Here is a 15,154-nt window from a genome sequence, read left to right as displayed (position 1 = left end):
GATGGCTTCGCTCGTCGCGGCTAAGGCCGCTCCTGCGGGGACAGCCGCCTCTTTAGTGGTGCGCGAGCCGAAACGACCGTAGAGGCGGCTTCAACCGCGACGCGCTGTTCCGGAATGGCTGTGAGTGGCGCGCCCGGCGACGCGCGGTCGCAAAGCGACGACTGCGCGCCGCAGGCTTCAACCAATCCCCAATCCCTAATCCCCACTCCCCGCCTCATACGACGGAATCGGCTGCAGCAGCCCAAACTTTTCCTTGTGCAGCTTCTGCTTCAGCGGCGGCAGATCCAGGTCCGGTTCGTGCAGGCGGGTTTCCGGCAGTTGGTCGAGCAGGTGCCGGATCAGGGTCAGGCGGCCGCGCTTCTGGTCGTTGAAGTCGACCAGGGTCCATGGCGCATAGTCGCGGTGGGTGGCTTCCAGCATCGCCTCGCGCGCGCGGGTGTAGTCGGCGTACTGGCTGCGCGACTTCAGGTCCACCGGCGACAGCTTCCAGCCCTTCAACGGGTCGTGCAGGCGCTCGGCGAAGCGCTTTTCCTGCTGCGCCTGGTCCACGCACAGCCAGTACTTGAACAGGCGGATGCCATCGTCCACCAGCAACTGCTCGAACAGCGGGGTCTGGCGCAGGAAGGTGTGGTATTCGGCGTCGCTGCAGTAGCCCATGACCCGTTCCACGCCGGCACGGTTGTACCAGCTGCGGTCCATCAGCACGATCTCGCCGGCGGCCGGCAGGTGCGCGATGTGGCGCTGGAAATACCACTGGGTGGCTTCGCGGTCGGTCGGCTTGGGCAGGGCGACCACGCGGCACTGGCGCGGGTTCAGATGTTCGGCGATGGCCTGGATCGCGCCGCCCTTGCCGGCGGTGTCGCGGCCTTCGAACAGCACCAGCACGCGCTCGCCGCTGTGCTGCACCGCCTGCGCCATCGCGGTCAGTTCCAGTTGCAGCGGCTGCATCAGGGCCTTGTACTGCTTGCGCTTGAGGTGGCTCATTTGCTGCTCCGCTTGCGGGTACCGGTACCGGCCATGCTGCGTGCCACTTCCAGCAATGCGCCCTGCTGGCGGGTGTCGAGGGCGCGGTAGGCCTGCAGCAGATCGTGTTCGCCGCGGGTGCGTGCCGGGTCGAGTTGGCTGGCCAGTTCGCCGAGCAGGGCGCCGGCGGGGACGCCGAAGGTGCGTGCCAGCGCGGTGAGTTGGGCGCGCCCGGGCAGCTTTTCGCCCGCCATCCAGGCCTTGACCGTGGCCGCGCCGGCGCGCGGGATGGCCGCGGCGATATCCGCGGCGCTCATGCCGCTGGCCTTGGCCAGCAGGCGCAACGTGGTGTCCAGGGGCATGCGGGAGTCCAGGTCATTCCTTCAGCCGCGGGCGCAGCGTGGCCAGATTGCAGGGGCGGGTGCGAGCATCCAGTTGCGCGGCGATGATCCGCTCCCAGGCCGTGCGGCAGGCCGAGGTGGAGCCGGGCAGGCAGAACAGGAAGGTGGCGTTGGCCAGGCCGGCGAAGGCGCGCGACTGCAGCGAGGAGGTGCCGATCTCCTCGACGCTGATCGCGCGGAACAGCTCGCCGAAGCCCGGCATCTCCTTGTCCAGCAGCGGCAGCAGCGCCTCGGGCGTGGAGTCGCGGCCGGTGAAGCCGGTGCCGCCGGTGACCAGGATGCCGTCCACCTGCGGGTCGGCGATCCAGGCCGAGACCGTGGCGCGCATCCGGTAGCGGTCGTCCGGCAGCAGTTCCCGTGCGTGCAGGCGATGGCCGACGCCGCCGAGAGCGGCGACCAGATAGTCGCCGGAGCTGTCCTGGTCGAGGGTGCGCGTGTCCGAGACGGTCAGCACGCACAGGTTCAAGGCGATGAAGTCGGCGTTGGCGGTCATGCCGGCAGCCTAGCGGCTCGCCTGGCCGGCGTACAGCCTGGGCGCGTTGGCGCTTCAGCCGCGGCTACGGCGGGGTTGGCGCGTTGTCGTGGACGACGGCAATGGGGGCGCTTCGGGCTGCCGAAGTGTGCGCTTGGGCGTGGTGATCGCGCGCTGGGATCGCCGCCCGGGCGGGGAGCCGCATCCGCGCACGTTGCTGGCGCCCGCCCGCCGAATCAGGCGTGGAGGTGGACCGGGGTCGTGCCGTCGCATGGCAGGACCAGGGTGCGTGGCCGGAAACGATGGACGCTGGCGGCACGATCGGCGGCCAGCGGCAGGCGCTCGGGTTCGCGCTGCAGGGCACGCCGCTGTGCCTCCGCACTGTGCCACTCGGTGCATTCGAGCAGGGTGCGGCCGTCGTCCGACAGGTACAGGTGCGCGGCGATCAGGCCGCGCAGCGCATGTGCGCCATCCTGCAGGGCGGCGAAGGCGGCATCGGCGCGGCTTTGCGCCTGCGCTGCATTGCGGGTCTGGACGCGGGTCATCACCACGCAGGACGCTGCCCGGTGCGGATCGGATACGCCGCTGCGGATGCGCCGGTAGCGCCGCAGCGTCCGCCGCAGCGCCGGCAGGCGTGCGCGCAGCAGTCCATGCAGTGCTGGCGCCGCGTCGCAGCAGCAGCGTGCGTACAGCAGGTCGGGGGCATCGCCCAGCGATTCCATCCAGGTCAGGGCATGCAGCCGGTGATCGCACAGGCCGCGCATGCAGTCGAGCAGCGCGGCGCGATCCGGAATGGGGGCTTCGGCGAGCAGCACGCTGCGCACGGAGGCGGAAGAATCGGGCGTCGGAATCGGGAGCGGCAGCGACATTGCGGGATCTGCACGAGGAGCGTGCGCGCAGTGTCGGACCTCAAGTTCGCTTGAGGTCAAGCGCTTCGGTAGCTCGACTTGCACACTGGCGACTGCGCCCATGCGCCTCACGGGCTGCCGTTGGCTGGGTCGCTGCGACCTGCAGCGACGCTCGTCCACACCACCCGTGCGCTGTGACGCAAGCGCGCTCGGCGATGGGAGACGGCGATGCGGATGTACCGGCGGTGATGTCGATGGCGACGTTGACTGGCGATACGTCGCTACGTCGTCCGTCGCTGGATGTGCCGCCGCGGCCTTGTGGCGCATCCGTGAGCGATCGATCAGGTCGAGCCTGCGCCTTCCCAGCCATGGCGCGAAGCCGTGTCGCGCAGCAGCGCGGCGAAGTCGTCGGCGAAGCCGCGCATGTCGAACAGGCCGCTGTCCGCGCGCCGCGCCTGCAGCCGCTCGCGCAGCGCCTGCAGCGCCACGGGATCGCGCCCCAGGCGCACCGCGGTGGCGACGAACGCTGCGTCGTCGGCGGCATTCATGTCGTCCAGGCCGAGGTGATGGTTGAGGCTGCCGGCCACGCGTGCGGCGAAGGTGCTGCCGGGGCAGGTCAGCACCGGACAGCCGGCCCACAAGGCATCGGAGGCGGTGGTGTGGGCGTTGTACGGATGCGTGTCCAGGAACAGGTCGGCGTGCCGGTAGCGCGCCAGATAGTCCGGATGCGCCAACTTGGGCATGAAGCGCAGGCGTGTCGGGTCCACGCCGGCCGCCGCGGCGGCGGCGCGCAGTCGGTCATCGGCCTGGCCCGGGCCGGACAGCAGCCACAGCACGCTGTCCGGTACCTGGCGCAGCACCTCCAGCATCCGCGCCATGCTGCGCGGGCCGAGCTTGTAGCTGTTGTTGAAGCAGCAGAACACGGTGCCGTGCTCGGGCAGGCCGCAGTCGCGGCGCGCGGGCGGGGTGCCGACATGGCGGGTATCGTCGGACGGCTGGAACGCGCGCGGCAGCCGCAGCACCCGCTCGCTGTAGTGCGCGGCCAGCGCCGGCGGCAGCGCGTAGGCGTCGCCGACCACGTAGTCGATCCAGGGTGCGCCGGAGGTGCCGGGGTAGGCCAGCCAGTTCAATTGCACCGGTGCCGGACGCAACGCCAGCACTTCCGGCGTGCCGCCGCCGCCCCAACCGCGCAGATCGAACAGCAGGTCGATGCCGGTATCGCGGATGCGCTGGGCGATCTGACGATGCGGCTGTCCGGCCACGTCGTGCCAGGCATGTGCAGCCTCCTGCAGCCGCGCACGGAGCGCGCTGCGGTCGTCGCCGTTGAGCGCGAACAGGTGCACCTGCAGGTCGGCATGCGCGCGCAAGCGCTCGAACAGGGCGACGGTCAGCAGGCCGGTGGGATGCGCGCCGAAGCCGTTGGACAGGAAGCCGATGCGCAGCGGGCCATCGCCGCGCACCTGCGCAGCGGGCAGCGGCGCGAGAGCGCGCGCCAGCGCCTGGGCGCGGTTGCGCGCGCAGCGCAGCTGTTCGTCCGCGCCCGCGTCCTCGTTGAGGAAGGCGAACGGTTCGATCGCCGGGTGGCCTTGCCGTACCGCGCTGCGCACCTGCTGCGATAGCGCGTCCAGTCCGCGCCAGTCGCACAGCTTGCGCCGCCAGTTCAGCAGGTAGGCGGCGATCGACGGTTCCTGCGGCAGCAGGGCGTGCGCATGCGCATAGGCCTGCGCTGCGGCTTCGGCCTCGCCGTTGTCTTCCAGGGCGTGGCCGAGCCATACCGCGATGCCGGGGTGCTGGGGCGCTTGCCGCAGTGCCTCGCGCAATGCCTGCGCTGCGTCGGCATGGCGACCCTGGGTCCAGCGCACCCGGCCCAGCCGCGCCAGCGCCTCCGGATGTCCCGGGCGCAACTGCAGCGCACGCACGGCGGCCTGTTCGCCGGCGGCCACTGCGCCGGCGCCGAGTTCGGCGTCGGCGAGCATCACCCAGGCCAGGAAGTCCTGCGGATCGCGCCGCACCGCGGCCCGCAGTTGCAGGCGTTCGTCGGCGCCGCCGCCGTTCATGCGGCCGTGGCGGCCGCGACCGATCGCGGGCGGTGCACGCTCACGGCACCAGCGCCTTGACGTAGTGCTGCGCGCTCAGCTCCTGCTGCCAGCCGCAGGCACGGTACAGGGCCTGCGCAGACAGATTGTCCTGCGCCGTCTCCAGCACGATGCGCACTGCGCCATCGTCCGCGGCGTAGCGTTCGGCGGCATGCAGCAGCGCCTGCGCCACGCCGTGGCGGCGGTGCGCAGGCGCCACGTACAGATCGTTGAGGATCCACACGCGCGCCGCCCGCACCGAAGAAAAGGACGGATACAACTGCACGAAGCCGGCCGCCTGCGCATCGCGCTCGGCCAGCAGCACGACCGACTCGGCCTTGGCCAGGCGCGCGGCCAAGAAGGCGTGCGCGGTCGCCGCATCCGGCGCCTGCCCGTAGAACTGCCGGTAGGCGTCGAACAGCGCTGCCAGCGTCGGCAGGTCCTGTGCATCGGCCTGGCGTACGCGCACGCTCATGGGCTGTCGCTCAGGCGCGCCAGTTCGTCGACCTGGTGCTCGTGGCTCAGGCGCCCGATCAGCGCGTCGAGATCGCCCTCGATCACGTTCGGCAGGTCGTACAGGGTCAGGCCCTCGACGCGGTGGTCGGTGATGCGGCCCTGCGGGAAGTTGTAGGTACGGATGCGCTGGCTGCGGTCGCCGCTGCCGACCTGCAGCTTGCGGTCCTGCGCCTCGGCCGCGGCCTGCTTGCTGCGCTCGGCCTCCAGCAGCTGCGCCTTGAGTCGCTTCAGCGCCTTGTCGCGGTTGGCATGCTGGCTGCGCTCGGTCTGGCACTCCACCACCACGCCGCTGGGCACGTGGGTGATGCGGATCGCCGACTCGGTCTTGTTGACGTGCTGGCCGCCGGCGCCGGAGGAGCGGAAGGTGTCGATCTTCAGGTCGGCCGGGTTGATCGCGATCTCCTCCACGTCGTCGGCCTCGGGAATGATCGCCACCGTCGCCGCGGAGGTGTGGATGCGGCCCTGCGACTCGGTCGCCGGCACGCGCTGCACGCGGTGCGTGCCGGATTCGAACTTGAGCTTGGAGTAGGCGCCGCGGCCGACGATGCGCGCCACGACCTCCTTGTAGCCGCCGTGCTCGCCGGGGCTGTCCGATTCCACCTCCACCTTCCAGCCCTGGCGTTCGGCGTAGCGCGCATACATGCGGAACAGGTCGCCGGCGAAGATCGCCGCCTCGTCGCCGCCGGTGCCGGCACGCACTTCCAGGAACAGGTTGCCGTCGTCACGCGGATCGCGCGGCACCAGCAGCAACGCCAGTTCCGCGTCGAGTTCGGCCAGGCGCGCCTGCGCGGCGGCGATTTCCTCCTCGGCCAGCTCGCGCAGTTCCGGATCGGCGCGCATCGCCTCGGCCGAAGCCAGGTCGGCCTTGGCCGCGGCCTCGGCGGCCAGCGCGGCGGCGACCGGCTCCAGTTGCGCGAATTCGCGCGAGTAGTCGCGGAAGCGCGTGTTGTCGCTCACCACCTCGGGGTCGGACAGCAGGCGTTCGAGTTCTTCGCGACGCTCGGCCAGCGCCTCCAGCTTACGGCGCAGGGTCGGTGTCATCGGTCTTCAGAATGGGGTGGAAATAGCCCGGCTTCTCCGGGAACAGGCGCTCGGCGGCGCGCGCCAGCTCGGCGTCGCCGCGCAGCGCCGCCTCGCGCAGCGCCGCGGTGGGCGGATGCAGCAGGCGGTTGGTCAGGGTGTTGGCGAGAAATTCCAGCACCTCGTCGGCCGGCTTGCCGTGCGCCAGTTGCTGCCGCGCCTTGGCCAGCACGTCGTCGCGGGTGCTGTCGCCGTGCGCGCGCAGGCGCTTGAGCGGCGCCTGGCGGGTGCTGGCCTGCAGCGCCTCCATGTAGCGCACGACCTGCAGGTCGATGATCGCCTCGGCCGCCTCGGCGGCCTCGCGGCGGCCGCGGCGGTTGTCCTCGACCGCGCGCTCCAGGTCGTCGACGGTGTACAGGTAGGCGTCGGCCAGGTCGGCCACGCCGGCCTCGATGTCGCGCGGCACCGCCAGGTCGAACAGCAGCATTGGCTTGTGCTTGCGCGCGCGCAACGCCTGTTCGACCTGCGCCCGCGTCACCACCGGCTCGCGCGCGGCGGTGGCCGAGAACACCACGTCGGCTTCGTGCAGGTGGCGCTCCAGTTCGCTCAGCGGCAGCGCCACGCCACCGTGGCGGCTGGCCAATTCCTGCGCGTGGGCGAGGGTGCGGTTGGCGATCAGCAGGCGCCGCACGCGGCCCTCGCTGAGATGCTTGGCGGCCAGCTCGATGGTCTCGCCGGCGCCGACCAGCAGCACGGTGGATTCGCTGAGCCGGGCGAACGAGCTCTGCGCCAGGCGCACCGCGGTGGAGGCGACCGAGACCGGATTGGCGCCCACGCGGGTGTCGGTGCGCGCGCGCTTGGCCACCGAGAAGGTCTGCTGGAACAGGCGGTCCAGGCGGCTGCCCATCGCCCCATGCTCGCGTGCCAGCGACCAGGCGTCCTTCACCTGGCCGAGGATCTGCGGCTCGCCCAGCACCATCGAGTCCAGCCCGGTGGCGACCCGGAACAGGTGCCGCACCGCGTCCGCGTCCTGGTGCTGGTACAGATAGCCGTGCAGGCCGGCGGCATGCGAGTCCAGCCAGTCGGCCAGGTGCTGCGCATCGCCGGCGATGGCGTACAGCTCGGTGCGGTTGCAGGTGGACAGCAGCGCCGCCTCGGCGACGTCGGGCAACCCACGCAGCGATTGCAGCGCGCGCGGCAATGCGTCGCCGGCGAATGCCACCCGTTCGCGCAGGTCGACCGGCGCGGTCTGGTGGTTCAATCCGAGCACCCACAACGTCATCTGTTCAGTTGCTTGCGATAAGCTGCTGGCCATTCAGGGCCCCATTTTACGGCCCGGCCGCTTCCGATGCCCGCACTGATTCGCATCCGTACCTTTCTGCTGCTGTCCGCAATCGCCGCCGTGGCCGCACCGGCCGCGGCCAAGGCGCCGAGTCCCGCCCAGGACGTGATGACGCCGGTGCTGGCCGGCGAGTTCGCCCTGCAGGCCGGGCAACTGGCCGACGCCTCGCGCTGGTACCTGCAGGCCGCCAACGACAGCCCCGGCGATGCCGGCCTGGCCGAGCGCGCCACCCGCATCGCCATGCTCGCCAACGACAGCGCGGCCGCCGCCCAGGCGCTGGCGCTGTGGCGGCAGCGCGCGCCCGAGTCGCTGGCCATGCGTAGCGCCGAGGCCTCGCTGGCCCTGCGCAACGGCAACCTGCGCCAGGCGCGCAGCCTGCTGGTGGCCCTGTTGCGCGACAAGGACCTGCGCGGCTGGCGTTTCGCGCTGATCGCCCTGGTCAGCGGCAACCGCGATCCGGAGGTGGCGGCCAAGGCCCTGGACCAGTTGCTCGACGCCAATGCCATCCCCGACCAGCTCGAGGCCTGGCAGGAATTCGGACGCCTGGCGCTGCGCCTGGACCAGCCCAAGCTGGCCGAGCGCATCGTCGATCAGTTGGTCAAGCGCTTCCCGCAGGAGCCGCGCGTGGCGCTGCTGCATGCCACCCAGTTGCAGCAGGCGGGCAAGACCGAACAGGCGCGCGCGTTGCTGCAGGGCGTGGAGCCCAAGGTGTCCGGCGACCCGGAACTGCGCACGGCGCTGGCCTATGCCTACGACGCCATCGGCGACACCGCTGCCGCGGCGCGGGTGCTGGCGCTGGGGCCGCAGACCACCCAGAACTACGGCCTGCGCGCCTCGATGCTGGCCAAACTGCAGGACAATGCGGCCCTGACCGCGCTGTACGACGAGCTGCGCAAGGGTGCCGACCGGCCCGATCCGGAGCGGCGCCTGCTGCTCGGCAAGATCGCCGAGTTCCTCAAGCGCAACCAGGAGGCGGTGGACTGGTACCGCGGCGTGCCGGGCGGCCCGTTGCGCAGCGAGGCGCGGCTGCGCGCCGCCGGCGCGTTGTACGCGCTCGGCCAGAAGGACGCGGCCTTCGCCGAGGCGCGCGCGCTGCAGGACGATGCCGAGGCCGACGATGCCGCGCGTCGCGACGCCTACGTGCTGGAGGCGGAACTGCGCCAGCGCAGCGGCGACGACGCCGGCGAGCTGCAGGTGTTCGAGCGCGGCCTGGCCGCCTATCCGGACGACAACGCGCTGCTGTATGCGCGCGGGCTGTCCTGGGAGCGTCGCGACCGCATCGACCGCGCCGAGGCCGACCTGCGCAAGATCCTGGTCACTGATCCGGAGAACGTGGCGGCGCTGAACGCGCTCGGCTACACCCTGGCCGACCGCACCAAGCGCTATCGCGAGGCGTTGCAGCTGATCGACCGCGCCCGCACCGCCGATCCCGACAATGCCGCGATCATCGACAGCTACGGCTGGGTGCTGTACCGGCTCGGCAAGACCCAGGAGGCGCTGGTGCAACTGCGCCGCGCCTGGAGCCTGGTGAAGGATCCGGAGATCGCCGCGCACATCGGCCAGGTGCTGTGGGAGCAGGGCAAGCACGAGGAGGCCAACAAGTACTTCGACGAGGCGCGCAAGCTCGATCCGGACAATCGAGCGTTGCGCCGCGCCCTGGACAAGGTGGCGCCGTGACCGCCGGCCTGCGTACCGCCTGGGCGCTGGTCGCCGGGCTGCTGCTGGCCGGTTGCAGTGCGCTGCCGACCCGCACCCCGTCGCCGGTCGCCGTCGCCGCCCCCGACGCCGCTGCGCAGCAGGCCGAGGCCGCGCGCGCGCAATGGCTGCGGGCGCATCCGGACTGGTCGTTCCAGGGGCGGGTGGCGATCACCAAGGGGCGCAACGGCGGCAGCGGCCGCATCGACTGGACCCAGCGGCAGCGCCAGTACGAGGTGCAACTCAGCGCGCCGGTGACCCGGCAGAGCTGGCGCCTGACCGGCGACAGCCACTCCGAGGCCGGGCGCCTGGAGGGGCTGGAGGGCGGTCCGCGCGACGGCGAGAACGCCGAACAGCTGCTGCTGGAGGCGACCGGCTGGGAGATCCCGGTCAACCTGCTGCCCGACTGGGTGCGCGGGCTGGTGGCGACCGACGCGCAGGCGCCGGAGCGGGTCGACTACGACGCGCAGGGCCGGCCGCATACGCTGCGGCAGATGGGTTGGGAGATCGAATTCCAAGACTGGTATCCGCCCAGCGACGGTCGTCCGGCGCTGCCGCGGCGCATCGAGGCGCGCAACGGCGACGCCAAGGTGCGCCTGCTGGTCGACGCCTGGACCGTGCCTGCGCCATGAGCGGGGGCACCGACGGGGGCTGGTCGTCCTGGCCGGCCCCGGCGAAGCTGAACCTGTTTCTGCAGATCACCGGCCGCCGGCCGGACGGCTACCACCAGTTGCAGACCGTGTTCCGCCTGCTGGACTGGGGCGATACGGTGCATCTGCGGCCGCGTGCGGACGGGGTGGTGGCGCGGATCGGTCCGTCCGTGGCAGGCGTCGCCGAGGCCGACGACCTGCTGGTGCGTGCCGCGCGCCTGCTGCAAAAATCGGCAAATATCGCCCAAGGTGTGGATATCCGCGTCGAAAAACGCATTCCGGCCGGTGGCGGCTTCGGTGGCGGTTCGTCCGATGCGGCGACCGCGCTGGTGGCGCTGAACGCCCTGTGGGGCGCCGGGCTGGACGAAGACGCCCTGGCTGGCCTCGGCCTGTCGCTGGGTGCTGACGTGCCGGTGTTCGTGCGCGGGCGCGACGCCTGGGCCGAGGGCGTGGGTGAGCGATTGACCGCGCTGGCACTGCCGCCGGCCTGGTATGTGCTGGCCGATCCGGGGGTGCACGTGCCCACCGCGTCCCTGTTCCAGTCCCCGGATTTGACGCGGGATGCTGCGCCCGCGAAAATAGCGGACTTCGTTTCAGGTTTCCTGCTCGGCAATGCGTTCGAGCCGGTCCTGCTTCGCCGCGAACCGGCCGTCCAGGCCACGTTCCAGGCGCTGGCCCGGATCGGTACGCCACGCCTGACCGGGTCGGGGAGCGGTTGTTTCGTCGAGTTCGCCGATCGCGCTGCCGCCGTGCGCGCGCTGGCGGACTTGCCGGACGGGATGCGCGCCTGGGTGGCAGGTGGCGTCCCGCGTTCGCCGCTGCTCGACGCGCTGGAGGCTTGACACAGGTTTACGCAGGGGCGTCGCCAAGAGGCCCAAGGCACCAGGTTTTGATCCTGGCATTCGTAGGTTCGAATCCTACCGCCCCTGCCATTATGCGAGTCCCTCGCAAAAGCCCGCACATCCATGTGCGGGGATTCAACAGGTAGAAGCATCGCTCCTCCTGGCTTCCTGATCCACGTAGTTATCGTCGCCACACGCTCTTTGCAGCCACCCGAGAGACCCCTCATGCAAGACCAACGCAACCTGCTGGTGTTCTCCGGCAACGCCAACAAGCCCCTGGCCAAAAGCATCTGCCGCGAGCTGGGCGTGCGTCCGGGCAAGGCGATGGTCTCCAGCTTCTCCGACGGCGAAGTGCAGGTGGAGATCGAGGAGAACGTGCGCCGGCAGGAAGTGTTCGTGATCCAGCCGACCTGCGCGCCCAGCGCAGAGAACCTGATGGAGTTGCTGGTGATCATCGACGCGCTCAAGCGCGCCAGCGCCGCCAGCGTCACCGCGGTGGTGCCGTACTTCGGCTACTCGCGGCAGGACCGGCGCATGCGCTCCTCGCGCGTGCCGATCACCGCCAAGGTCGCGGCGAAGATGTTCAGCGCGGTCAACGCCGACCGCGTGCTGACCGTCGACCTGCACGCCGACCAGATCCAGGGCTTCTTCGACATCCCGGTCGACAACGTCTACGCCTCGCCGCTGCTGCTGGCCGACATCTGGCGCGCCTACGGCACCGACAACCTGATCGTGGTCTCGCCGGACGTGGGCGGCGTGGTCCGTGCGCGCGCGGTGGCCAAGCGCCTGGACGACGCGGACCTGGCGATCATCGACAAGCGCCGTCCGCGCGCCAACGTGTCCACGGTGATGAACATCATCGGCGACGTCGAGGGCAAGACCTGCGTGCTGGTCGACGACATCGTCGACACCGCCGGCACCCTGTGCGCCGCCGCGGCCGCGCTGAAGGAGCGCGGCGCCCTGAAGGTCGCCGCGTACTGCACGCATCCGGTGCTGTCCGGCCCGGCGGTGAGCAACATCAGCAATTCGCAGCTGGACGAACTGGTCGTCACCGACACCATCCCGCTGTCGGAGGCCGCCCGCGCCTGCGGCAAGATCCGCCAACTCAGCGTCGCCGAGCTGCTGGCCGAAACCATCCGCCGCATCGCCTTCGGCGAGTCGGTGAGCTCGTTGTACGTGGATTAAAGGCTGGGAATGGGGAATCGGGAATGGGCGGAGCGCGGCATTGCGCTGTTGCGATTCCCCATTCCCGATTCCCCACTCCCGGCTTCACAGACTCTTCTGGTCGCGGAAGAGTCATCAAAACCGCCGCGAGGCGGTTCATTCAACCAAGGTAGTAAACGCAAATGGCAACCACGCATGAAATCAAGGTTCAGCGCCGCGAAGTCGAGGGCAAGGGTGCGAGCCGCCGCCTCCGTCGCGACGGCCTGATCCCGGCGATCGTCTACGGTGGCGATCTGAAGCCGGTCAACATCCAGCTCGACCACAACGAAGTCTGGCTGGCCAGCCAGAACGACTGGTTCTATTCGTCCATCCTCAGCCTGAGCCTGAACGGCGACGTGCAGAAGGTGCTGCTGCGCGATATGCAGCGTCACCCGTTCAAGCAGCTGATCATGCACATCGACTTCCAGCGCGTGAACGACAACGAGGCTCTGCACGCCTCGGTGCCGCTGCACTTCATCAACGAGGACGTGTCCCCGGCCGGCAAGTCCGCCGAAGTGGTCGTCACCCACGAGCTGAACGAAATCCAGGTCGTGTGCCTGCCGAAGGACCTGCCGGAGTTCGTCGAAGTCGACCTGGCCGCGCTGTCGGTCGGCGACGTGATCCACCTGTCGGACCTGAAGCTGCCGGCTGGCGTCGAGCTGCCGGAACTGAAGCTGGGCAAGGAGCACGACGTGGCGGTGGTCATCGCCAAGCACGGCCGTGTCGAGGAAGAGCCGGAAGCCACCGACGCGGCGGCTGCCGCCGAGCCGGCCAAGAAGGACGGCAAGTAATCGCCTGCGCGGCGTCCGGGCCATCGGTCCGGACGCCGCGGCGATGCATTGCGCATGACTGGTCTGCGTCTGATCGTCGGCCTGGGCAACCCCGGCGCCGAACACGCGAATACCCGGCACAACGCCGGGTTTCGTTTTGTCGACGCGTTGGCCGAGCGGGCCGGCGCGCGCTGGAGTGTGGACGCCAAGCTGTTCGGCGAGACCGCCAAGGTCGAGGTCGCGGGGCAGTCGGTGTGGCTGCTGAAGCCGGCCACCTTCATGAACCTCAGTGGCAAGTCGGTCACGGCCGCCTTGCGCTTCTGGAAGATCGAACCGGCGCAGGCGCTGCTGGCGCATGACGAGCTGGACCTGGCGCCAGGCACGGCGCGGCTCAAGTTCGACGGCGGCCACGGCGGCCAGAACGGACTGCGCGATACCATCCGCCTGCTCGGGCATGCCGGCTTCCACCGCCTGCGCATCGGCATCGGCCATCCCGGCCACAAGGACAAGGTGGTGCCGTGGGTGCTGGGACGCGCCGGCAAGGACGACCAGGTGCTCATCGATCGCGCCATCGACGACGCCATCGACGTGCTGCCGCTGGCCGTGCAGGGCGATTTCAACGAGGCGATGAAGCGGTTGCATACGCAGGGGAAATAGGGAATGGGGAATGGGGAATGGAAAGGCGGCTATGCTTTCCGATTCCCTATTCCCGATTCTCCATTCCCGGATCACACACATGGGCATCAAATGCGGCATCGTCGGCCTGCCCAACGTCGGCAAGTCGACCCTGTTCAATGCGCTGACCAAGGCGGGCATCGCTGCGGCCAATTTTCCGTTCTGCACCATCGAGCCGAACGTGGGCGTGGTGCCGGTGCCGGATCCGCGCCTGAACGCGCTGGCGGCGATCATCAATCCGCAAAAGGTCGTGCCGACCGCGGTCGAGTTCGTCGACATCGCCGGCCTAGTCGCCGGTGCGGCCAGCGGTGAGGGCCTGGGCAACAAGTTCCTGGCGCACATCCGCGAGGTCGATGCGATCACCCACGTGGTGCGCTGCTTCGAGCATGGCGACATCATCCATGTGAACAACAAGGTCGATCCGGTTTCCGATATCGAGACCATCGACACCGAACTGGCCCTGGCCGACCTGGACAGCGTCGAGAAGGCGCTCAACCGCGCCGAGCGTTCGGCCAAGGGTGGCGACAAGGACGCGGCGGCGCGCAAGCCGGTGCTGGCCAAGCTGCAGGCCGCGCTGGCCGAGGGCAAGGCCGGGCGCAACGCCGGGCTGGACGAGGAAGAGAAGGCGCTGGTGCGCGACCTGTTCCTGCTCACCCTCAAGCCGGTGATGTACATCGCCAACGTGCTGGAAGACGGCTTCGAGAACAATCCGCACCTGGACGCGGTGCGCGCGCATGCTGCCGCCGAGGGCGCCGAGGTGGTCCCGGTGTCGGCGGCGATCGAGGAGGAGCTGTCGCAGTTGGACGACGCCGACCGCGATGCGTTCCTGGCCGATCTGGGTCTGAGCGAGCCGGGCCTGAACCGGGTGATCCGCGCCGGCTACACCCTGCTGGGGCTGCAGACCTACTTCACCGCCGGGGTGAAGGAAGTGCGCGCCTGGACGGTCAAGGCCGGGTCGACCGCACCGCAGGCCGCGGCGGTGATCCACACCGACTTCGAGAAGGGCTTCATCCGCGCCGAAACCATCGCCTACGACGACTTCATCAAGTACAAGGGCGAGGCCGGCGCCAAGGAAGCCGGGCGCCTGCGTCTTGAGGGCAAGGAGTACCGCGTGCAGGAAGGCGATATCCTGCATTTCCGCTTCAACGTCTGATGCGTGCGCGTGTCCTGGCCGCGCGCGCGCGGGCAACGACGATTTCCTGCGACATCGCGTCAAAATACTGTTGACAAGGCGGGGATGTCAGGGAAGAATAGCGGGCTGTTTCACCCCTCTCTGATTTCGGCCTCGCAGCCGGGTTCGAGTGGGTAAGTTGGAGGGATACCCAAGCGGCCAACGGGGGCAGACTGTAAATCTGCTGGCTTACGCCTTCGGTGGTTCGAATCCACCTCCCTCCACCAGTTATTTTGTTGTGGCAGTGCGGCATCCCGTAGCGGGAGTAGTTCAACGGTAGAACCTCAGCCTTCCAAGCTGATGGTGCGGGTTCGATTCCCGTCTCCCGCTCCATTGAACGCGCTTGTGTCACAATAGAACAACGCTCACGTAGCTCAGTCGGTAGAGCACCTCCTTGGTAAGGAGGAGGTCGAAGGTTCGATTCCTTTCGTGAGCACCATATTCAGTCGTCAAATCTTTCTACGATCACCGAGAAGAAGCAGCCATGGCCAAGGGTAAGTTCGAGCGCACC

The 15,154-nt window shown here is 69.6% G+C and carries 15 protein-coding genes and 4 tRNA genes; 11 read left to right on the top strand and 8 right to left on the bottom strand.

Annotated features, from left to right (window positions below; all coding sequences use genetic code 11):
• Window positions 1-195: 195 nt before the first annotated feature.
• The 8 genes from ppk2 to hemA all read right to left on the bottom strand — a co-directional run bounded on the left by ppk2 (window position 196) and on the right by hemA (window position 7,577).
• Window positions 196-984, bottom strand: a complete 789-nt coding sequence (gene ppk2, locus CEK69_RS20230) for a polyphosphate kinase 2 (protein WP_148828338.1) — start codon at window positions 982-984, stop codon at window positions 196-198.
• Window positions 981-1,325, bottom strand: coding sequence for a helix-turn-helix domain-containing protein (locus tag CEK69_RS20225; protein ID WP_017911650.1), 345 nt, complete (start codon window positions 1,323-1,325; stop codon window positions 981-983). Before CEK69_RS20225 ends, ppk2 begins: the two co-directional genes overlap by 4 nt.
• Window positions 1,326-1,338: 13 nt before the next feature.
• A complete protein-coding gene (gene moaB, locus CEK69_RS20220) occupies window positions 1,339-1,857 on the bottom strand; it encodes a molybdenum cofactor biosynthesis protein B (protein WP_017911651.1) in 519 nt (172 codons plus the stop codon).
• Window positions 1,858-2,072: 215 nt separating this feature from the next.
• A complete protein-coding gene (locus CEK69_RS20215) occupies window positions 2,073-2,705 on the bottom strand; it encodes an antibiotic biosynthesis monooxygenase (RefSeq protein ID WP_226975243.1) in 633 nt (210 codons plus the stop codon).
• Window positions 2,706-3,025: 320 nt separating this feature from the next.
• The gene (locus CEK69_RS20210; RefSeq protein ID WP_017915820.1) at window positions 3,026-4,741 is read right to left on the bottom strand and encodes a tetratricopeptide repeat protein; all 1,716 of its coding nucleotides are present in this window, start codon (window positions 4,739-4,741) and stop codon (window positions 3,026-3,028) included.
• A 40-nt stretch (window positions 4,742-4,781) separates the two neighbouring features.
• Window positions 4,782-5,234, bottom strand: coding sequence for a GNAT family N-acetyltransferase (locus CEK69_RS20205; RefSeq protein ID WP_017915821.1), 453 nt, complete (start codon window positions 5,232-5,234; stop codon window positions 4,782-4,784).
• The gene (gene prfA, locus CEK69_RS20200; protein WP_010341257.1) at window positions 5,231-6,316 is read right to left on the bottom strand and encodes a peptide chain release factor 1; all 1,086 of its coding nucleotides are present in this window, start codon (window positions 6,314-6,316) and stop codon (window positions 5,231-5,233) included. Before prfA ends, CEK69_RS20205 begins: the two co-directional genes overlap by 4 nt.
• Window positions 6,294-7,577 (bottom strand): glutamyl-tRNA reductase, encoded by a 1,284-nt coding sequence (gene hemA / locus CEK69_RS20195; protein WP_017908875.1) that lies wholly within the window; start codon window positions 7,575-7,577, stop codon window positions 6,294-6,296. Before hemA ends, prfA begins: the two co-directional genes overlap by 23 nt.
• Before the next feature lie 66 nt (window positions 7,578-7,643).
• Here hemA and CEK69_RS20190 point away from each other — a divergent pair, with 66 nt between their 5' ends.
• The 11 genes from CEK69_RS20190 to CEK69_RS20140 all read left to right on the top strand — a co-directional run bounded on the left by CEK69_RS20190 (window position 7,644) and on the right by CEK69_RS20140 (window position 15,082).
• Complete coding sequence (locus CEK69_RS20190; RefSeq protein ID WP_152247592.1) at window positions 7,644-9,314, top strand: tetratricopeptide repeat protein; 1,671 nt, start codon at window positions 7,644-7,646, stop codon at window positions 9,312-9,314.
• Window positions 9,311-9,964 carry a lipoprotein insertase outer membrane protein LolB gene (lolB, locus tag CEK69_RS20185; RefSeq protein ID WP_152247590.1) on the top strand — a complete coding sequence of 218 codons (654 nt, stop codon included), beginning with the start codon at window positions 9,311-9,313 and terminating at the stop codon, window positions 9,962-9,964. Before CEK69_RS20190 ends, lolB begins: the two co-directional genes overlap by 4 nt.
• A complete protein-coding gene (gene ispE / locus CEK69_RS20180; RefSeq protein ID WP_152247588.1) occupies window positions 9,961-10,824 on the top strand; it encodes a 4-(cytidine 5'-diphospho)-2-C-methyl-D-erythritol kinase in 864 nt (287 codons plus the stop codon). Before lolB ends, ispE begins: the two co-directional genes overlap by 4 nt.
• 13 nt (window positions 10,825-10,837) lie before the next feature.
• Window positions 10,838-10,914 (top strand) — tRNA-Gln (locus tag CEK69_RS20175).
• Window positions 10,915-11,049: 135 nt separating this feature from the next.
• Entirely contained in the window at window positions 11,050-12,009 is a 960-nt protein-coding gene (locus tag CEK69_RS20170) for a ribose-phosphate diphosphokinase (RefSeq protein ID WP_017911658.1), read from the top strand.
• 161 nt (window positions 12,010-12,170) lie between these two features.
• Window positions 12,171-12,818, top strand: coding sequence for a 50S ribosomal protein L25/general stress protein Ctc (locus CEK69_RS20165; protein ID WP_017907366.1), 648 nt, complete (start codon window positions 12,171-12,173; stop codon window positions 12,816-12,818).
• A 54-nt stretch (window positions 12,819-12,872) separates the two neighbouring features.
• The gene (gene pth / locus CEK69_RS20160; protein WP_017907367.1) at window positions 12,873-13,454 is read left to right on the top strand and encodes an aminoacyl-tRNA hydrolase; all 582 of its coding nucleotides are present in this window, start codon (window positions 12,873-12,875) and stop codon (window positions 13,452-13,454) included.
• Window positions 13,455-13,533: 79 nt separating this feature from the next.
• Window positions 13,534-14,625, top strand: a complete 1,092-nt coding sequence (ychF, locus tag CEK69_RS20155; protein WP_010341267.1) for a redox-regulated ATPase YchF — start codon at window positions 13,534-13,536, stop codon at window positions 14,623-14,625.
• A 159-nt stretch (window positions 14,626-14,784) separates the two neighbouring features.
• Window positions 14,785-14,870, top strand: a tRNA-Tyr gene (locus CEK69_RS20150).
• A 32-nt stretch (window positions 14,871-14,902) separates the two neighbouring features.
• Window positions 14,903-14,976, top strand: a tRNA-Gly gene (locus CEK69_RS20145).
• Between the two features lie 30 nt (window positions 14,977-15,006).
• Window positions 15,007-15,082, top strand: a tRNA-Thr gene (locus tag CEK69_RS20140).
• The last annotated feature ends 72 nt before the right edge of the window (window positions 15,083-15,154 follow it).

Origin of the sequence: Xanthomonas sp. LMG 12462 (assembly GCF_009192885.1) — a bacterium.
Taxonomy (GTDB): Bacteria; Pseudomonadota; Gammaproteobacteria; order Xanthomonadales; family Xanthomonadaceae; genus Xanthomonas_A; species Xanthomonas_A sontii.
The sequence above is the reverse complement of the archived record's forward strand: the minus strand, read 5'-3'. Positions and strand labels throughout refer to the sequence as shown.